The sequence below is a fragment of the Pseudomonas kielensis genome (genome assembly GCF_030505375.1).
GTDB lineage: Bacteria > Pseudomonadota > Gammaproteobacteria > Pseudomonadales > Pseudomonadaceae > Aquipseudomonas > Aquipseudomonas kielensis.
The window spans coordinates 659,530-678,299 of the sequence record NZ_CP130043.1; the positions used below are offsets into that span (position 1 = coordinate 659,530).

13 protein-coding genes are annotated in these 18,770 nt (G+C 61.7%); 5 read left to right on the plus strand and 8 right to left on the minus strand.

What is annotated here, in order from left to right; all coding sequences use genetic code 11:
• Positions 1-106: 106 nt before the first annotated feature.
• Entirely contained in the window at positions 107-805 is a 699-nt protein-coding gene (gene aqpZ / locus Q1W70_RS03360; RefSeq protein ID WP_265537300.1) for an aquaporin Z, read from the plus strand.
• A 19-nt stretch (positions 806-824) separates the two neighbouring features.
• Here aqpZ and Q1W70_RS03365 read toward each other — a convergent pair whose 3' ends face one another.
• The 5 genes from Q1W70_RS03365 to aceK form a co-directional block, all read right to left on the minus strand.
• Entirely contained in the window at positions 825-1,949 is a 1,125-nt protein-coding gene (locus Q1W70_RS03365; RefSeq protein WP_166592115.1) for a GNAT family N-acetyltransferase, read from the minus strand.
• Positions 1,950-2,095: 146 nt separating this feature from the next.
• On the minus strand, positions 2,096-3,439 hold the full coding sequence (locus Q1W70_RS03370) for an OprO/OprP family phosphate-selective porin (RefSeq protein WP_166592116.1): 1,344 nt from the start codon (positions 3,437-3,439) through the stop codon (positions 2,096-2,098).
• A gap of 272 nt (positions 3,440-3,711) precedes the next feature.
• Positions 3,712-4,833, minus strand: coding sequence for a beta-ketoacyl-ACP synthase III (locus Q1W70_RS03375; RefSeq protein ID WP_166592117.1), 1,122 nt, complete (start codon positions 4,831-4,833; stop codon positions 3,712-3,714).
• A gap of 265 nt (positions 4,834-5,098) precedes the next feature.
• Positions 5,099-9,010 carry an ATP-dependent RNA helicase HrpA gene (gene hrpA, locus Q1W70_RS03380; RefSeq protein WP_166592118.1) on the minus strand — a complete coding sequence of 1,304 codons (3,912 nt, stop codon included), beginning with the start codon at positions 9,008-9,010 and terminating at the stop codon, positions 5,099-5,101.
• A gap of 143 nt (positions 9,011-9,153) precedes the next feature.
• On the minus strand, positions 9,154-10,875 hold the full coding sequence (gene aceK, locus Q1W70_RS03385; protein ID WP_166592119.1) for a bifunctional isocitrate dehydrogenase kinase/phosphatase: 1,722 nt from the start codon (positions 10,873-10,875) through the stop codon (positions 9,154-9,156).
• Positions 10,876-11,005: 130 nt separating this feature from the next.
• On the opposite strand from aceK, the gene Q1W70_RS03390 reads away from it, so the two are divergent.
• Positions 11,006-11,902 carry a DMT family transporter gene (locus tag Q1W70_RS03390; protein WP_166592120.1) on the plus strand — a complete coding sequence of 299 codons (897 nt, stop codon included), beginning with the start codon at positions 11,006-11,008 and terminating at the stop codon, positions 11,900-11,902.
• A gap of 24 nt (positions 11,903-11,926) precedes the next feature.
• Here the strand turns inward: Q1W70_RS03390 and Q1W70_RS03395 are convergent, their stop codons facing one another.
• The 3 genes from Q1W70_RS03395 to cysK all read right to left on the minus strand — a co-directional run bounded on the left by Q1W70_RS03395 (position 11,927) and on the right by cysK (position 15,345).
• Complete coding sequence (locus Q1W70_RS03395) at positions 11,927-12,790, minus strand: DMT family transporter (protein WP_185818693.1); 864 nt, start codon at positions 12,788-12,790, stop codon at positions 11,927-11,929.
• Between the two features lie 393 nt (positions 12,791-13,183).
• Complete coding sequence (locus Q1W70_RS03400; RefSeq protein WP_166592122.1) at positions 13,184-14,122, minus strand: aspartyl/asparaginyl beta-hydroxylase domain-containing protein; 939 nt, start codon at positions 14,120-14,122, stop codon at positions 13,184-13,186.
• Positions 14,123-14,370: 248 nt separating this feature from the next.
• A complete protein-coding gene (gene cysK / locus Q1W70_RS03405; protein ID WP_095171684.1) occupies positions 14,371-15,345 on the minus strand; it encodes a cysteine synthase A in 975 nt (324 codons plus the stop codon).
• Positions 15,346-15,471: 126 nt separating this feature from the next.
• Here cysK and Q1W70_RS03410 point away from each other — a divergent pair, with 126 nt between their 5' ends.
• The 3 genes from Q1W70_RS03410 to Q1W70_RS03420 all read left to right on the plus strand — a co-directional run bounded on the left by Q1W70_RS03410 (position 15,472) and on the right by Q1W70_RS03420 (position 18,724).
• Positions 15,472-16,545 (plus strand): DUF748 domain-containing protein, encoded by a 1,074-nt coding sequence (locus Q1W70_RS03410; RefSeq protein ID WP_302098634.1) that lies wholly within the window; start codon positions 15,472-15,474, stop codon positions 16,543-16,545.
• A gap of 142 nt (positions 16,546-16,687) precedes the next feature.
• Positions 16,688-17,533 (plus strand): AAA family ATPase, encoded by an 846-nt coding sequence (locus Q1W70_RS03415; protein WP_078473226.1) that lies wholly within the window; start codon positions 16,688-16,690, stop codon positions 17,531-17,533.
• Positions 17,534-17,545: 12 nt separating this feature from the next.
• A complete protein-coding gene (locus Q1W70_RS03420; protein WP_095171681.1) occupies positions 17,546-18,724 on the plus strand; it encodes a vWA domain-containing protein in 1,179 nt (392 codons plus the stop codon).
• Positions 18,725-18,770 lie beyond the last annotated feature (46 nt).

The following is an 18,770-nucleotide window of genomic DNA, read 5'->3' on the forward strand; positions in this document are numbered from 1 at the left end:
TGGCATTCCAGAAAAATCCTGCTTCACTCAGCAAAGGTTCTGGAGATGGTTCTGTAGTCCATCTGCAGAGGCACACGGCAGCGTTAACTCGAAAGGGCACACTCTCATGTCTCTGTTAAAAAGATCGGCTACAGAGTTGGTAGGTACGTTCTGGCTGGTGTTGGGCGGTTGCGGCAGTGCGGTGCTGGCGGCGGGTTTTCCCGAGGTGGGCATCGGCCTGCTGGGGGTGGCCCTGGCGTTTGGCCTGACGGTGCTGACCATGGCCTTCGCCATCGGCCACATCTCCGGTTGCCACCTCAACCCGGCGGTATCCCTCGGGCTGGTGGTCGGCGGGCGCTTCCCGGCCAAGGAACTGCCGGCCTACGTCATCGCCCAGGTGCTCGGCGGCATCATCGCCGCGGCCCTGCTCTACTTCATCGCCAGTGGCAAACCCGGCTTCGAGCTGGCCAGCGGCCTGGCTTCCAACGGTTACGGTGAGCACTCCCCCGGCGGCTACTCGATGGCCGCAGGGTTTGTCACGGAACTGGTGATGACCGCGATGTTCATCCTGATCATCCTCGGTGCCACCGACAAACGTGCCCCCGCAGGCTTTGCCCCGATCGCCATCGGCCTGGCACTGACCCTGATTCACCTGATCTCGATCCCGGTCACCAACACCTCAGTCAACCCGGCACGCAGCACCGGACCAGCGCTGATTGTCGGCGGCTGGGCGATCCAGCAACTGTGGCTGTTCTGGCTGGCGCCGCTGCTGGGCGCGGTGATTGGCGGCGTGGTCTATCGCTGGCTGGGCAAAGAAGACAACTGAGCGGCGTGCGGCGCGAAGATCAGCCTTGTCGATAAGGCAAGGCGCTCTTCGCTTCCTCGGCATACCCCAGGACCCCGACGCGCTCGCGCGCCAGGAAGTCCTGCACCGCGGACTTGAGCCCAGGGTGACGCAAGTAATGCCAGGAGTGGGTGATCACCGGTTCAAAACCACGAATCAGCTTGTGTTCGCCCTGGGCACCGGCATCAAAGCGCTGGAAACCGTTGGCAATCGCATAGTCCATGCCCTGATAGAAGCAGGTCTCGAAGTGCAAACGGTCGAACTCCGCCAGGCAGCCCCAATAGCGGCCATAAAAACGATCGCCGCCCACCAGGCTGAACGCCATGGCCACCGGCCGCGAACCTTGCTTGGCCAACACCACACGAATCGCTTGCGGCATACGCTCGGCCAGCAGGCTGAAAAACGCCCGGGTCAGGTAGGGTGACTGCCGGCGCACCGCGTAGGTATTGGCGTAGCAGGCATAGACAAAATCCCACTGTGCCTGGTCCAGTTGCTGACCCTCCAGCCATTCAAACTCGATGCCCTGCCCCGCCACCTGCTCGCGCTCCTTGCGCATCTGCTTGCGCTTGCGCGAACTGAGCACATCGAGAAAATCCTGGAAGTCCCGGTAACCGCGGTTCTGCCAGTGATACTGACAGCCAACGCGCTGCAACCAGCCCGGCTGCTGGGCCAGGGCGGCGTCGGTAAAGGCATCGGTGAAATTGATATGGGCGCTGGAGAGTTCTTCGATCTCCAGATAGCCCGGCAAGCTCTTGAGCAACTCAACACCGTCCTGCCCATCGGCCACGAGCAAACGCGGACCGCTGACCGGACTGAACGGCACGGCGCTCAACAGTTTGGGGTAATAGGTGATTCCCGCACGCTCACAGGCATCGGCCCAGGCATGGTCGAACACGTACTCGCCATAGGAATGCCATTTGCGGTAACTGGGCAACGCCGCCAGCAGGCGACCGTCTTCGATGTGCAACAGGTGTTCCGGCTGCCAGCCCGAGTGCGGGCCGAGGCTGCCACTGTCTTCCAGGCTGCTGAGAAAAGCATGGCGCAGGAACGGCTGAGTGTCAGGCACTAGCGCGTCCCACTCTGGCGGCGCAATGGCGGACAGACTGTCCAAAACATGTAACGGCATTCTGTTCCCCACAGGCACGACCTCAAGACCTGCCGAGTATCGCCCATCCCCGAGGCTTGCCGGAATAAAAAAAACCCCGCCGAGGCGGGGTGAAACGAAAGGAGCTTTAACGGATGAAGTAGAGCTCATGCTGCGGGTATTGCGATTTAGAACACGTATTGCGCGCGGACTACAAAACCGTCGCCGCTGTCATCGCCAGTGCGTTGTGCCGGGGTCGAACCGCTGGCTGCAGTGGCGTTGGTGACCTTCTCGGTCTTGGCGTTGAGGTAGGCCGCGGAGATTTTCACCGCTTCGTTGGCGTACCAGTTGACGCCCAGGGTGTGCACCTTGGCTTCGGCATCGCCGACGTCACGGGTCAGGGTGGCGGTGGTGATGTTGTCGTCTTCGACGGTCAGGCTGTCGTAGCGATAGAACACTTCCCAGGCACCCACCGACTTGTTGGCCGGCTTGATCGCGTCGAACTTGCCGACTTTATAGCCGCGGGACTCGCCCGTCAGGGTGTAGGCGCCCTGTACGTAGAAGCCGTGGCCCTTGATGTCTTCATAAGCGCTGCTGTCAGCCTTGGTCTTGCGGGTGATGTATTCACCCTGGATCGAGGCTGGGCCCATGGCGAACGCGGCTTCCAGGCCCAATGCGTCGTCACGGTCGAAGGAACCGGCTGGCGAAGAGGAACTGCCACCCAGCACCGGACGGTTGCCGTTGCTGCCCGCATCGTTGCCGCCCAGGGTTTCCACGCCACGCATGCCCATCCGGGTGCGATAACGGGAGTCGAAGGCTGTATCCGAGACATCGCGGGATGCCAGGTTCAGACCGAAGTGCAGGACATTGCCGGCTTCGTGCATTGGGGCGAAGACGAAGCGCCCGTTGACCTGCTTGACGCTGTTGCCATCGGTGTCGTCGGTGTCCTTGCTGAACACGCCGGCGGAGGCGTAGAACGACTCGGCAAAGGTGCTGGAGGCTTGCAGGCCCAGGCCATTCTGGTGACCGTTGGCCCAGTCGACCATGTCATAGGCCATGTTGCGCTCTGGCGCGGTAACCCACTTGGAGCTGGTGGCTTTTTCCAGGCCGAAGTCCGGGTCAAAGCGGCCGACCTTGATCGACACCGGCTTGAAGCCGTTGTAGGCCAGGGACGCTTCGTCGAAGTAACCGTTGTCGGAGTCGCCGGCGTTATGGGAGAAGTCGTAGCTGATGGTGTAGGCCCAATCGGTGTAGAGCACACCGGACAGCTCCAGGAAGGCGCGACGGAAGTAGGCCGCATCCGCCGTGTCACCATTTTTGGTGTAGATGCCGTCGAACTGGCTGTAGTCCGCTTGCAGGCGGCCACCCAGTTTGAAGCTGAATTCTTTATCGGTGGTTGCGACCTCGAGGCCGCCCTTGGTCTTGACTACGATATCAGCGCCGTCAGAGGTGACGGTGCCAGCGAAAGCCTGGGCGGTCACTGCCATGGCCAGTGCGCTGGCAGCAAAACCGGCGAAGTGCTTACGGATCATCGAAGAGTTCCCCTAATTGGTGGTCTAAAGCTGGAAACACGCGGTTCAGGCCCGCTTGTGTTGGGAGGGAATCTTGGCGAGGGCGTATTGCAGGCAAGTTGCCATTAGATAAAGATTTGATGACAACGGAACTTTTTTACTTCGAATCGAAATAAATCTGCTACGCATCGTCGAGCGGGCTGAAAGCCGCGAGATAGAGGGATTACGAGGGAGGAAAAGCGACAGCCTGCGGCGCAACCGCAGGCTGTGAGGGGTGTTTTGCTAACGCAGGATCAGCGTTTGCGCAGGATCACGCTGCCAATCGAGTAACCGGCGCCGAAGGAGCTGAGCACCGCCAGGGAGCCGGCAGGCAGATCATCCTGATGCTTGTGAAAAGCAATCACCGAACCGGCCGAACTGGTGTTGGCATAGGTGTCGAGGATCACCGGTGCCTCTTCTTCCGTGGCTTCACGGCCCAGCAGTTTCTTGACGATCAGGTGGTTCATGCTGAGGTTGGCCTGGTGCAGCCAGAAACGCTTGACGTCGCTGACGTTCAGGCTGTTCTCCTGCAGGTGAGTGCCCACCAGTTCCGCGACCATCGGGCACACGTCACGGAACACCTTGCGGCCTTCCTGGACGAACAGCTTGTCGCGGGCACCGATGCCCTCTTCCGCGGCGCGGTTGAGAAAACCGAAATTGTTGCGGATGTTGTTGGAGAACTTGGTCAACAGCTTGGTGCTGACCACGTCGAACTGGTACGGGGAGGTCGCCAGGTCAGCACGCTCGATGATCACCGCCGTCGCGGCATCGCCGAAGATGAAGTGGCTGTCGCGGTCACGGAAGTTCAGGTGACCGGTGCAGACTTCCGGGTTGACCATCAGGATGGCCCGGGCCTGGCCCAGTTGCACACTGTTGGCGGCAGCCTGGATGCCAAAGGTGGCCGAGGAGCAGGCCACGTTCATGTCAAAACCGAACCCCTGGATGCCGAGGGCTTCCTGGACTTCGATGGCGATGGCCGGGTAGGCGCGCTGCAGGTTGGAGCAGGCGACGATCACCCCGTCGATGTCCGCGGCGGTCTTGCCGGCACGCTGCAGGGCTTGTTCGGCAGCGCCGATGGCCATCTGGCAGAGCACCGACCATTCGTCGTTGGAGCGCTCAGGCAGGCGTGGTGCCATGCGCGCGGGGTCGAGAATGCCTTCCTTGTCCATGACAAAGCGGCTCTTGATCCCGGAAGCTTTTTCGATAAAGGCAGCGCTGGACTCGGTCAGCGCCTCGACTTCGCCACGCTCGATGGCCTGGGCGTTGTCGGCATTGAACTGGGCGACGTAAGTATTGAAAGACTGCACCAGCTCTTCGTTGGAGATGCTGTTGGCCGGGGTGTACAGGCCGGTGCCGCTGATGACGACGTTATGCATGCTCGTTTCTCTAATCTGTTCAGGCAGAAAGCATTGGCACCGACGTACCAATACATAAAGGGTCTATTCCCATCCGGGGGACGCAAACCTGGCATCGCTTTATTCGACCTGCCCGCAGCGCGAAGGCTCAAAACCGCGGGGCCGATGTTTATAGCGGCGAAGTTTGCCATAAACCCAGGGTTTTGGCCCATTTTTGCTGGATAACGCCCCTACAACAGGCACCACAGCAACCTCGCTCCCACAGTTTTTTGCACAAGCCTGGGGTCTACGGTTCGACCTGGGTCCACTGCTTGTTCAGGCGCTTGTCGGAGATCGGCACCTTGGTCCCCAGTTGCTGGGCAAACAACGACACCCGGTACTCTTCCAGCCACCAGCGGTACAGCTCCAGTTGCGGATCGCGCTTGCCTTCCTGGGCATGTTTGCTGGCGCGGGCCTGGTATTGCGCCCAGAGCGCCGACAATTCGCCGCTCCAGACCCGGTCCTTCTGAACCTGTGCGCCGAGTTTCTCGAAGCGCTGTTCGACGGCCTTGAGGTAGCGCGGCAGCTCCTTGAGCCACACCATCGGGGTTTCGCGGACAAACCCTGGGTACACCAGGTGACTCAACTGTTGCTTGATGTCATTCAAGGCCACCGCTTGTGCCAGGTCGATCTTGCCCTTGAAGCGTTTTTGCAGGCCGTGCCAGAGCTTGAGAATCTCCAGCGTCAGCTTCGCCAGGCGTTCGGCATGCTCGGTCCAGCCGCCGCGCTTGCGTTCGGCCAGCGCCGCCAGCCCGGCACCGTCGCGGGGCAGGCTCGGTTCACCGTCGAGAATGCAGCTGTCCAGGCTCGCCAGCAGGATGTCTTCCACCAGCGCGTCGATCCGCCCCAGTTCGCGGTACATCAAGCCCAGTTCGGTGAGCCCCGGCAATTTGCCCCTCAGGAACTTCGCCGGCTCCGCCAGTTGCTGCATCAGCAAGCGCTGCAAGGCACGGCGGTGCTGGAACTCGGCCTCGGCCGGGGTCGAGAAACGCCCCTCCTTGACCGTGCCCGCCTCTTCCACCAAGGCCGGGTAGACCGTCATCGACAGCCCGGCGATCTTCTGTTGGGTCTGCTGGGCCACGGCGGCGAAAACCTTGGCCTCCACCGGCTGTTGGCTTTTCGCAGTCTGTGGCACCGCCAGGGCCGCCTGGCTGGCTTCGGCAAACCGGGCCGTCAGTTCGGCCAGGTCGCGGCCTTCGCCGAGGAACTTGCCCTGGCCGTCGACAATTTCCAGGTTCATCCGCAAGTGGCTTTCCACCTGCTGCGCGGCTTCGGCCCAGGCCTCGTCGCTGACCCGGGCACCGGTCATGCGCAACAACTCCCGACCCAGGGCCTGGGGCAACGAGCCGTCGCCAAAGGTGATGCGTTGCAAGGCTGCCTTGACGAAGTCCGGCACCGGTACAAAGTTCTTGCGCAAGGCCTTGGGCAGGTTGCGCACCAGGGCAATGCACTTGGCCTCGATCACCCCCGGCACCAGCCACTCCAGGCGCTCCGGGGGCAACATCGGCAACAGCGGGGCCGGTACGCGCAGGGTCACGCCATCACGCGGATGGTTGGGTTCGAAGTGATAACTCAACGGCAGGGTCAGGTCGCCCAGGCGCAGGGTGTCCGGGTAATGCGCCGCGGTGATTTCGTTGGCCTCGCGCGCCAGCACATCTTCCTCGCGCATGATCAACAGCTGCGGGTCTTTCTGGCTGTTGACCCGGTACCAGCTGTCGAAGGTCGCGGTCTGGTGAATCTCTGCCGGCAAGCGCGCGTCGTAGAAGGCGAACAGGGTTTCTTCGTCCGCCAGGATGTCGCGCCGGCGTGCCTTGGCTTCCAGCTCATCGAGCTGTTCGAGCAGTTGCGCGTTAGCGGTGAGGCACTTGGCCTTGGACTGGATCTCGCCACGCACCAGGGCTTCGCGGATGAACAGCTCGCGCGATACCAGTGGATCGATCGGCCCGTAATGCACCGGACGGCGACCGACGATAATCAGCCCGAACAAGGTGATCTGCTCGTACGCCACCACCTGCCCACGCTTCTTCTCCCAATGGGGTTCGAAGTGGTTCTTCTTGATCAGGTGCCCGGCCAGCGGTTCGATCCAGTCGGCATCGATCTTGGCCACCATGCGCGCGTAGAGCTTGGTGGTCTCCACCAGCTCGGCGGTCATCAGCCATTGCGGGCGCTTCTTGCCCAGGCCCGATGAGGGGTGAATCCAGAACCGCCGCTGGCGGGCACCGAGGTAGTCGCCGTCCTCGGTTTTCTGGCCAATCTGGCTGAGCAAGCCGGACAACACCGCTTTGTGCAACCTGGGGTAATCCGCCGGTTCCTTGTTGAGCGACAGCTGCATGTCGCGGCAGATCAGGCTCAACTGGCGATGAGAGTCACGCCATTCGCGCAGGCGCAGGTAGTTCAGGAAATTCTTGCGACACCAGTTGCGCAAGGGGCTGGCAGTCAGCGCCTGGCGCTGCTCTTCAAAGCCGCGCCACAGATTGACCAGCCCGGCGAAGTCCGAGTCGACGTCCTTCCATTGCGCGTGGGCCTGATCGGCGGCCTGCTGACGCTCCGGCGGCCGCTCGCGCGGGTCCTGGATCGACATGGCACTGGCGACGATCAACACTTCCTGGAGGCTGCCCAACCGGGCCGCCTCCAGCAGCATGCGGCCCATGCGCGGGTCTACCGGCAGGCGCGCCAGTTGCCGGCCCAGCGGCGTCAGCTGACTGTTGCGGTCTACTGCCGAGAGTTCCTGCAGCAGGTTGAAGCCATCGCTGATGGCCTTGCCATCCGGCGGTTCGATAAACGGGAAGTCGGTGATCTCGCCCAGGCGCAGATGGAGCATCTGCAGGATCACCGCCGCCAGGTTGGTGCGCAGGATTTCCGGGTCGGTAAATTCCGGCCGGCCGATAAAGTCTTCTTCACTGTACAGACGAATGCAGATGCCCGGCTCGACCCGGCCGCAGCGCCCTTTACGCTGGTTGGCGCTGGCCTGGGAGATGGCCTCGATCGGCAGGCGCTGGACCTTGGCCCGGTAGCTGTAGCGACTGATGCGCGCGGTGCCGCTGTCAATCACGTAGCGAATCCCCGGCACCGTCAACGAGGTTTCCGCGACGTTGGTCGCCAGGACCACGCGCCGCCCCGGGTGCGACTGGAAGATCCGCTGCTGCTCGGCCGGTGACAGGCGAGCATACAGCGGCAGGATTTCGGTGTGCTTGAGCTGGGCCTTGCGCAACATGTCGGCGGCGTCGCGAATCTCCCGCTCGCCCGGCAGGAACACCAGCACGTCACCTGGGCTGCGGCGCTCGCTGCGTTCATGGGCGGCGATTTCATCGAGGGTGGCGAGGATCGCCTGGTCCACCGTCAGGTCGTCTTCGACCCGGTTGCCTTCCTCGTCCTGCTCAAGCGTCAGCGGCCGGTACCAGGTGTCCACCGGGAAGGTACGCCCCGAGACTTCGACAATCGGCGCGTCGTCGAAGTGCTTGGAGAAGCGCTCCAGGTCGATGGTCGCCGAGGTGATGATGACTTTGAGGTCGGGACGGCGCGGCAGCAGGGTTTTCAGGTAACCGAGCAGGAAATCGATGTTCAGGCTGCGTTCGTGGGCTTCGTCGACGATGATCGTGTCGTAGCGCTCGAGGTAGCGGTCGTTCTGGGTTTCCGCCAGCAGGATGCCGTCGGTCATCAGCTTGATCAGGGTATTGGAGTCGCTCTGATCCTCGAACCGCACCTGATAGCCGACCAGCGCCCCCAGCGGCGTGGCCAGTTCCTCGGCGACCCGGCTGGCGACGCTGCGCGCGGCAATCCGCCGTGGCTGGGTGTGCCCGATCAGCCCGTGCTGGCCGCGGCCGATTTCCAGGCAGATCTTCGGCAACTGGGTGGTTTTACCCGAGCCGGTTTCCCCGGCGATGATCAACACCTGGTGCTTTAGCAGCGCTTCCTTGATTTCGTCGCGCTTGGCGGCAATCGGCAAACTGTCGTCGTAACGAATCACCGGCAGGCTGGCACGCCGCGCCAGCACCTGGTCGCAGGACGCTTGCAGGCGCGTGACCCACTGGGCCAACTTGGCCTCGTCGGGTTTCTTGCGCAGCTCGAGCAATTGGCGCCGCAGCCGGTGGCGGTCGGCGAGCATGGCGTGATCGAGGTTGTTCAACAGTTTGTCGATGGAAGGCGATTCGTCAGTCATCAGGTACGCAAAAGTCGTCTAGTGGCGCAGGGGGGCGATTGTCGCAGATTTGGCGGGATAAATGATGGTGCGGTGCATGACCCCACCCTGTGCGGCCTTTTCGCGGGCAAGCGGAGCGCCGCCCGCGAAGGCGTCGGTAGGCGCTACTCGTTATCCAACCCCTTGCGCCGATACGGAAACACATCGATCACCTTGCCCGCGCGAATCGCCTCTTGCAGGCTTTTCCAGTAATCGGCGTTGTACAACTCGCCGTGCAGTTGGTCGAACAGCTTGCGTTGCCCCGCGTCAGCGAACAGGAACGGCGGGAATTCTTCGGGGAACACGTCCAGCGGGCCGATGGAGTACCAGGGCTCGGAGGCCATTTCGTCTTCCGGGGTGCGCGGCTGCGGGATATGGCGGAAGTTGGCTTCGGTCAGGAAGCAGATTTCGTCGTAGTCATAGAACACCACACGGCCGTGGCGGGTGACGCCGAAGTTCTTCAGCAGCATGTCCCCGGGGAAGATGTTCGCCGCCGCCAGTTGCTTGATCGCCAGCCCGTAGTCTTCCAGCGCTTCGCGCACCTGGGCGGGGTTGGCGTTTTCCAGGTACAGGTTCAATGGCGTCATGCGCCGCTCGGTCCAGCAGTGGCGGATCAGTACCGTGTCGCCTTCCACGGCCACGGTCGAGGCCGCGACCTCGAGCAACTCTTCCAGGCACGCCGGATCAAACTTGCTCAACGGAAAACGGAAGTCGGCGAATTCCTGGGTATCGGCCATGCGCCCGACCCGGTCGACACTTTTCACCAGCCGGTACTTTTCGATCACCGTGGCCCGGTCGACGTTTTTTGACGGCGAGAAGCGGTCCTTGATGATCTTGAACACGGTGTTGAACCCGGGCAGGGTGAATACGCTCATCACCATCCCGCGCACCCCGGGAGCCATGATGAACTGGTCATCGGTGTTGGCCAGGTGGTTGATCAGCGCCCGGTAGAACTCGGACTTGCCGTGTTTGTAGAAGCCGATCGAGGTGTACAGCTCGGCGATGTGCTTGCCCGGCAGGATGCGCTTGAGAAAGCCGATGAACTCCGCCGGCACCGGCACGTCGACCATGAAGTAGGAGCGGGTAAAGGAGAAGATGATCGACACGTCGGCTTCGTCGGTGATCAAGGCATCGATCTGGATCCCCCGGCCCTCGCGATGCAGCAACGGGATCACCAGCGGCCATTGCTCATCGGCGGTGTAGATGCGCCCCACCAGGTAGGCCCCCTTGTTGCGGTACAGCACCGAGGAAAACAGCTCGACCGCAAGGTTGGGGTCCTTGCACACCCAGTCGGGCAGGTTCTCGCGCAACTGTGCTTCGAGCCGACGCAGGTCACCGTCGAGGTCGGCGTAGTCTTCGCTGAAGCGGTAGTCGCTGAAGATGCTCGCCAGCATTCCCGACAACTGCCCCTGGGGCTTGTAGGTGCGGGTTTGCGCCGCCCGGGCCCGACGCAGGCTTGGGCGGGTGGTGTGGATAAACATGCTGCCGTCGCTGATCAGGTCGTGGCTGAACAGCCCGCAGAAGGTCGAGTTGTACCAGGTCTCGGACAGTTCATCGTCGAACCGCAAGTCGATCAGGCTGATGTAGGCGCTCTTGACCAGCGGCCAGCAACTGACTTCGAGCAAGGTATCAGCGGCAAAGGTCGCGTGCAGGCGCCCCACCACTTCATTGACCTTTTCTTCGTAGAGGTTGATCCGTGCCGCCGAAGCGACCTGCGCCTCCTGCCATGCCGCCTGCTCGAAACGCGCCCGGGCGCCATCGGTGATCTGGCGAAAATGCTCGCGGTAATCGTCAAAGCCGTCGAGGATCATCTGGGCGATATCGGCGGCGGGCCATGGCTGCGGCATGTGAAGACCTCTGCGAGATGGTGCTTATCGTTGGAGCCTGAGCTTAGAGGCCAATTGTCAGGCAACGCAACCATTGCCTTGCCCCCGGCGCGCAGCGACACTGGCGCGCTGATTAATGAAGGAACGAGCTGTGAACCCCGTCGATATTCTGCGTTTGTTGGCCCTGGCTGCCATTTGGGGTGCGAGCTTTCTGTTCATGCGCATCATCGCCCCGGTCATCGGCACTGTGCCCACGGCCTTTTTCCGGGTGTCGATTGCCGCCGCCGGCTTGCTGCTGATCCTGGCGCTGATGCGCACCCACTGGGATTTTCGCGGCAAGTTCAAGACCGTATTACTGCTGGGGGTGATCAACTCAGGCATCCCGGCGACCATGTATTCGGTGGCCGCCCAAGTGCTGCCTGCCGGCTACTCGGCGATTTTCAACGCCACCACGCCGTTGATGGGGGTGCTGATCGGCGGCCTGTTTTTCAGCGAACGCCTGAGCCTGTCGAAGATGGCCGGGGTGGCCCTGGGCTTGTTTGGCGTGGCGATCCTGACCCGTGCCGGCCCCGTGGCCTTTGACCTGGAACTGCTGATGGGCGCCCTCGCCTGCCTGGTGGCGACCACCTGTTATGGCTTTGCCGGGTTCCTCGCACGGCGCTGGCTCGACCAGCAAGGCGGCCTCGACAGCCGTCTCTCGGCCCTGGGCAGCATGCTCGGCGCCACCCTGTTCCTGCTGCCGTTGTTTGGCTACAGCGTAATCAGTCAGCCGCCCGTGAGCTGGGGCGGCTGGAGTGTCTGGTTGTCGTTGCTGGGCCTGGGCCTGGGTTGCACGGCCTTCGCCTACATCCTGTACTTCCGCCTGCTGACGTCCATTGGCCCGGTCAAATCAATGACCGTGACCTTCATGATCCCGCCGTTCGGCGTGCTCTGGGGCGCGCTGTTTCTCGACGAACCGCTGTCGATGGCGCACCTGTATGGCGGCTTGCTGATCACGGCGGCGTTGTGGATGGTGCTGCGCCCGGCCAGGCGGGCGATTCGTCCGTGAATCGCCGCACCTGGCACTCAGGCATTACCTCGACTGGCGAAACACAAACACCAGGCCCACGATGATCAACGCCATGCCCAGCAGGCTCAGCATCGCCAGTCGATTACCAAAAATCAGGTAATCCATCACCGCCGTCACCGCCGGTACCAGGTAAAACAGGCTGGTGACGTTGACCAGGTTGCCCCGGGCAATCAGGCGGTACAGCAACAGGGTCGCCAGTACCGACACCACCAGCCCCATCCACAGCACCGGCACAAAGAACCCGCTGCTGTGCTCGAAGTGGAACGGTTGGAAGGGCACGAACAGCGCACACAACAACAGTCCCGCCAGGTACTGCACCGGCAGCGTGCCGAGCGGGTCCTGGGTGATGTGCTTTTGCATGATGGAGCCGACCGTCATGCTCACCAGCGCCAGCAGGCCAAAAAACATCCCGGTCAGTGACATCCCGGCCAGGCCAATCCCCTGGTACACCACCATGATCAGCCCCGCCAGGCCCAGCGCCAGGCCGAACATCCGGCGCCTACTACGCTGGCGTTCCATCAGGACCACGGTGAGGATCGGCTGCACCCCCATGATCGTTGCCATCACCCCTGGGGTGACCTTCAGGTCCAGGGCCAGCAGATAAAAAATCTGATAGGCCCCCAACAGCACCAGCCCGGTGGCCGCGGCATACCAGGTCGCCTTGCGCCCTCGGGGCAGCTTGAGCTTGAGCAGCGGCACCAACAGCACCAGCCCGCACAAGGCAATGGCAAAGCGGATCAGGAGAAACGCAAAGGGCGAGGCATGGGCCAACCCCCACTTGGAGAAAATCGCCCCGCTACTCCAGAGCAGGACGAACACGCTCGTGGAAGCCGCCGCGAGCGCGGTTTTTTTTGAAATGAGCAACATCTGGACCACCTGTCATCAGGCAATAAGCCAATTCAGCCAAAAACTGAAATTCGTTTTTTTGTGTTCAGGTATGACGCAGGGCACCGCAGCGAATGCTGATCAGGCCGAGCAACCGACACCTGGCGGCGAGACCACCGCGCACACTGGCGTGCAACAGACAGGAGGGGGGTAGTGACTGATCTGCGCAGGCTGCAGATTCCCGCACGGCACGACGCCAGCGTTGACCGCTGAATCGACTACCGCGTTGAGGTGGGATGCAGGCATGGGCTGATCTTTTTCAGGAGGGAAAGCGCCGGGCTTCAAACCCGTCGAGCGCTGACTATAACCAGCGCTCGACATGGTTTGCAACAACCTGTTGCAGGTGGGACGTGCCTCGGTTTTGCGGGTTGCGGATCAACCGAACAGCCAGTAACCGAGCAAGGTCAACACCAGCACCGCCAACACCGGGCGCAGGATGCGGTACAGCTTGGGGTTGCGACGCTTCCATTGCTTGAAGTGCGCACTGAACCGGTCGCTGGAGTTCTTGCTCCAGGCATACACCTGGTTGATCCCGCCCACTCGCTCGCTATCCACGTTCTGCGGCGCGGTAGCGCGGCCCAGCAGGCCACTGATCCAGCGGTTGAGGCGGGTCATCAGGCGGTTGCTCAAGGGGCGCTCGATGTCACAGAACAGAATCACCCGGGTCTGCTCGGTTTCGTTCTTGACCCAGTGCACGTAGGTTTCATCGAACATCACGTCTTCGCCATCGCGCCAGGCGTAGGCCTGGCCGTCGACAAAAATGCGGCAGGCGTCGGAGTTCGGCGTGGACAGCCCCAGGTGATAGCGCAGGGAGCCGGCAAACGGATCGCGGTGGGGGTTGAGGTGGCTGCCACCGGGCAACAGGGCGAACATCGCACCCTTGACGTTGGGGATGCTATTGACCAGCGCGACGGTCCTGGGGCACAGGGCCTCGGCCGACGGCAGCGCCTTGTCGTACCACTTGAGGTAAAAACGCTTCCAGCCTTTCTTGAAGAACGAACCGAACCCGGCATCGTTATTGTGCTCGGCGGCGCGAATATAGCCTTCGTCGAACAAGTGCATGGCCTCGTCGCGAATGACTTGCCAGTTGTCCTTGAGCACATCCAGTTCGGCAAACTTGCTGCGGTCCAGGTAGGGCTTGGAAGGCACCGCGGAAAACAGGTACATCAAGGCGTTGTAGGGGGCGAACAAAGCCGAATGGTTGACGAATTGCCGCAGGACCGGCAACCGCGCCTTGCCGCGCAAGTGCACATAGAGGGTGCTGCCGACAAATAGCAGCAACAGCGAAGCCTTGGCGGCGAAAGAAAAACTCATGCAACAACTCCTTGAAGAATAACGTCACTGCGCAGCGCCATTTACCCGACGTGGCAGGCGGCCATGATACTCACTGCCGACCTTGCAAAAAACCGCACTTCCTAACATTCAGTATTGAGGTTTGCGCAACAAACCTAAGTAACACAAGGTTACTGAACCCTGACTGACCGGGATCAAACCCAACGCCCTTCATTCCTCTGCTGTCGGGGCGGGTGCCCGCTTGCGGCGCCCGCCCCGACCCGCATGCCTTACTGCTGATTCTCCTGCTCGGTGAACAGATCACTGAACAGCATGCTCGACAGATAACGCTCACCGGAGTCAGGCAGGATCACCACGATGGTCTTGCCCTGCATTTCCGGGGTCTCGGCCAGGCGCACGGCCACTGCCATCGCCGCACCACAGGAAATCCCGCAGAGAATCCCCTCCTCCTGCATCAAGCGCAGGGCCATGGCCTTGGACTCCTCGTCACTGACCAGCTCGACCCGGTCGACGATCGACAGATCAAGGTTCTTCGGCACAAAACCGGCACCAATGCCCTGGATCTTGTGCGGGCTTGGCTTGATTTCTTCACCGGCCATCAATTGAGTGATCACGGGCGAGACCACAGGTTCCACCGCCACTGAAAGAATCGGCTTGCCCTGGGTGTGCTTGATATAGCGCGAGATGCCGGTAATGGTGCCGCCAGTGCCTACGCCGGCCACCAGCACATCCACCGCACCGTCGGTGTCGTTCCAGATTTCCGGACCGGTGGTCTTTTCGTGAATGGCCGGGTTGGCCGGGTTATCGAACTGCTGCGGCATGAAGTATTGGGTTGGATCGCTGGCAAGGATTTCTGCGGCCTTCTCGATCGCGCCCTTCATGCCCTTGGCCGGCTCGGTCAGGACCAGTTCGGCACCCAGGGCCTTGAGCACCTTGCGCCGCTCGATGCTCATCGAGGCCGGCATGGTCAGCATCAGCTTGTAGCCACGCGCGGCCGCGACGAAGGCCAGGCCGATGCCGGTATTGCCCGAGGTCGGCTCGACGATGGTCATGCCCGGCTTGAGCTTGCCGGTGCTTTCAGCGTCCCAGATCATGTTCGCGCCGATCCGGCATTTGACCGAATAACCCGGGTTTCGCCCTTCGATCTTGGCCAGGATGGTGACACCACGTGGCGCGATACGGTTGATCTGCACCAACGGCGTATTGCCGATGGAGTGGGCGTTGTCAGCAAAAATACGGCTCATGGCTGGGTCCTTGTACAGCGTTGAAGAAGCCTTCAAGGGTATGCCTCGCACCCTTGGGCGTCCAGTCGAGACGAACGTCTGCGCGCCCACGCAGTCCATCGTCTTATACCCCCTGAGCGAGACGCCATGAAACGTCGATACCGTTGGCCCCTCTGGTCGCTGGCCGGCATAACGTTGCTGCTGGTGGCCCTGCACGTCGCCCTGCCCTACCTGGTGCGCGACTACCTGAACGACAAGCTGGCGGAGATGGGCGACTACCGCGGGCAGATCAGCGATGTCGACCTGGCGTTGTGGCGCGGCGCCTACCGGATCAACGGGCTGCAGATCGTCAAGGTCCAGGGCAAGGTCCCGGTACCGTTCGTCAAGGCGCCACTGATCGACCTGTCCGTCAGTTGGCACTCACTGTGGTACGACCACGCCGTGGTGGCCAAGGTGCTGTTCGTCAAACCCGAGCTGAACTTCGTCGACGGCGGCAACCAGCAGGCCTCCCAGACCGGTCGTGGCACCGACTGGCGGGAACAGCTGGGCAAACTGCTGCCCATCACCCTGGACGAAGTGCGCATCGATAACGGGCGCATCACCTTTCACAACTTCAATTCCAAACCGCCGGTCGACATGCAAGCCACCCAGGTCGATGCCAGTGTGTTCAACCTGACCAACGTGGTGGACGTCAAGGGCCGGCGCGACGCGCGCTTCGAGGGCAAGGCCCTGCTGCTGGGGCACGCACCGCTGGAAGCCAGTGCCACCTTCGACCCCTTGAGCAATTTCGAGGAGTTCGAGTTCCGCCTGCGGGTCAAGGACATCGAACTCAAGCGCATGAATGACTTCGCCGCGGCCTATGGCAAGTTCGACTTCAATGCCGGCCACGGCGACGTGGTCATCGAAGCCCAGGCCAACAAAGGCCAGCTCAAGGGCTACATCAAGCCGCTGTTGCGCGATGTCGATGTGTTCAACTGGCAGCAGGATGTGGCCAATGAAAAGAAAGGCATCCTGCGTTCGGTCTGGGAGGCCTTGGTGGGCACCACTGAAACCGTGCTCAAGAACCAGCCGAAAAACCAGTTCGCCACCCGGGTCGAACTCAGTGGCAGCGTGCATAAACAGGACATCAGTGCTTTCCAGGCTTTCCTGCAGATTCTGCGCAACGGCTTCATCCAGGCTTTTAATGCACGATACGAGCAGCCCAAGCCGTCAGCTGACTGAGTCACCATGTGACGCCCCATTCAGAGACTGAATAAGCCGTCTGCGTTCACAGTCGACCGGGCGCCGCGTTATAGTCGGGCATGTGATCTCTTTCCCCCGCCCTGCCCGGCGCAGGTCGGCGCTACTGTTCGAGGAATTACCGATGAAGTTCGAAGGCACCCGCGCATACGTCGCCACCGATGACCTGAAGCTGGCGGTCAACGCCGCCATCACCCTGGAGCGGCCACTGCTGGTCAAGGGTGAGCCGGGCACCGGCAAGACCATGCTTGCCGAGCAACTGGCCGAATCCTTCGGCGCGCGCCTGATCACCTGGCACATCAAGTCCACCACCAAGGCGCACCAGGGCCTGTACGAGTACGACGCGGTCAGCCGCCTGCGCGATTCGCAACTGGGCGTGGACAAGGTCCACGACATCCGCAACTACCTGAAAAAGGGCAAGCTGTGGGAGGCCTTCGAGTCGGAGGAACGGGTGATCCTGCTGATCGACGAAATCGACAAGGCCGACATCGAGTTCCCCAACGACCTGCTGCAAGAACTCGACAAGATGGAGTTCTACGTCTACGAAATCGACGAGACCATCAAGGCCAAGCAACGTCCGATCATCATCATTACCTCCAACAACGAGAAAGAGCTGCCGGACGCCTTCCTGCGCCGCTGCTTCTTCCACTACATCGCCTTCCCGGACCGCACCACCCTGCAGAAGATCGTCGACGTGCACTACCCGGACATCAAGAAAGACCTGGTCAGCGAAGCGCTGGACGTGTTCTTCGATGTGCGCAAAGTGCCCGGGCTAAAGAAAAAGCCGTCGACCTCGGAACTGGTGGACTGGCTCAAGCTGCTGATGGCCGACAACATCGGCGAAGCGGTACTGCGCGAGCGCGATCCGACCAAGGCCATCCCGCCACTGGCCGGGGCCCTGGTGAAGAACGAGCAGGACGTGCAGTTGCTCGAGCGCCTGGCGTTCATGAGCCGTCGCGGCACCCGCTAAGAGGCTGCTGCCATGCTGCTCAACCTGTTCAATGAAATGCGCGCGGCCAAGGTTCCGGTCTCGGTGCGCGAACTGCTGGACCTGATCAACGCGCTGAAACAGCGCGTGACCTTCGCCGACATGGACGAGTTCTACTACCTGGCGCGGGCCATCCTGGTCAAGGATGAACGGCATTTCGACAAGTTCGACCGGGCGTTCGGTGCCTACTTCAATGGCCTGGAAAAACTCGACGACCACCTTCAGGCGCTGATTCCCGAAGACTGGTTGCGCAAGGAATTCGAGCGTTCCCTCAGCGATGAGGAGCGCGCGCAGATCCAGTCCCTGGGTGGCCTGGACAAGCTGATCGAAGAGTTCAAGAAGCGCCTTGAAGAGCAGAAGGAACGCCACGCCGGCGGCAACAAATGGATCGGCACCGGTGGCACCAGCCCGTTCGGCTCCGGCGGCTTCAACCCGGAAGGCATCCGGGTCGGTGATGCCGGCAAGCGCCAGGGCAAGGCGGTAAAAGTCTGGGATCAACGCGAGTACAAGAACCTCGACGACTCGGTGGAACTGGGCACCCGCAACATCAAGGTCGCCCTGCGCCGGCTGCGTAAATTTGCGCGCCAGGGTGCCGCGGAAGAGCTGGACATCGATGGCACCATCGACCACACCGCCCGCGATGCCGGGCTGCTGAACATTCAGATGCGGCCGGAGCGACGCAACACGGTCAAGCTGTTGCTGCTGTTCGACATCGGCGGCTCGATGGACGCCCACGTGAAGACTTGCGAGGAGCTGTTCTCGGCCTGCAAGACCGAGTTCAAGCACCTGGAGTACTACTACTTCCACAACTTCGTTTATGAGTCGGTGTGGAAGAACAACATGCGCCGCACCTCCGAGCGCACCTCGACCCAGGACCTGCTGCACAAGTACGGCGCCGACTACAAAGTGATCTTCATCGGCGACGCCGCCATGGCGCCGTATGAAATCACCCAGGCCGGCGGCAGTGTCGAGCACTGGAACGAAGAGCCGGGCTACGTGTGGATGCAGCGCTTCATGGAGAAGTACAAGAAGCTCATCTGGATCAACCCCTACCCGAAAGACACGTGGGGCTATACCTCCTCGACCAAGATCGTGCGCGACTTGATCGAGGACCAGATGTATCCCCTGACCTTGCGTGGGCTGGAAGAAGGGATGCGGTTTCTCTCCAAATGACCGTTTAACACCCGGACAGATCGCAGCCTGCTCCGGGGCGCCGTTC

What these genes read in the sequence shown, in the direction of transcription:
- Q1W70_RS03400 (WP_166592122.1), bottom strand. Translation starts at nt 14,122, where the DNA reads ATGAGTTTTTCTTTCGCCGCCAAGGCTTCGCTGTTGCTGCTATTTGTC.
- Q1W70_RS03410 (WP_302098634.1), top strand. Translation starts at nt 15,472, where the DNA reads ATGAAACGTCGATACCGTTGGCCCCTCTGGTCGCTGGCCGGCATAACG.
- Q1W70_RS03365 (WP_166592115.1), bottom strand. Translation starts at nt 1,949, where the DNA reads ATGCCGTTACATGTTTTGGACAGTCTGTCCGCCATTGCGCCGCCAGAG.
- Q1W70_RS03395 (WP_185818693.1), bottom strand. Translation starts at nt 12,790, where the DNA reads ATGTTGCTCATTTCAAAAAAAACCGCGCTCGCGGCGGCTTCCACGAGC.
- Q1W70_RS03375 (WP_166592117.1), bottom strand. Translation starts at nt 4,833, where the DNA reads ATGCATAACGTCGTCATCAGCGGCACCGGCCTGTACACCCCGGCCAAC.
- aceK (WP_166592119.1), bottom strand. Translation starts at nt 10,875, where the DNA reads ATGCCGCAGCCATGGCCCGCCGCCGATATCGCCCAGATGATCCTCGAC.
- aqpZ (WP_265537300.1), top strand. Translation starts at nt 107, where the DNA reads ATGTCTCTGTTAAAAAGATCGGCTACAGAGTTGGTAGGTACGTTCTGG.
- hrpA (WP_166592118.1), bottom strand. Translation starts at nt 9,010, where the DNA reads ATGACTGACGAATCGCCTTCCATCGACAAACTGTTGAACAACCTCGAT.
- Q1W70_RS03420 (WP_095171681.1), top strand. Translation starts at nt 17,546, where the DNA reads ATGCTGCTCAACCTGTTCAATGAAATGCGCGCGGCCAAGGTTCCGGTC.
- Q1W70_RS03415 (WP_078473226.1), top strand. Translation starts at nt 16,688, where the DNA reads ATGAAGTTCGAAGGCACCCGCGCATACGTCGCCACCGATGACCTGAAG.
- cysK (WP_095171684.1), bottom strand. Translation starts at nt 15,345, where the DNA reads ATGAGCCGTATTTTTGCTGACAACGCCCACTCCATCGGCAATACGCCG.
- Q1W70_RS03370 (WP_166592116.1), bottom strand. Translation starts at nt 3,439, where the DNA reads ATGATCCGTAAGCACTTCGCCGGTTTTGCTGCCAGCGCACTGGCCATG.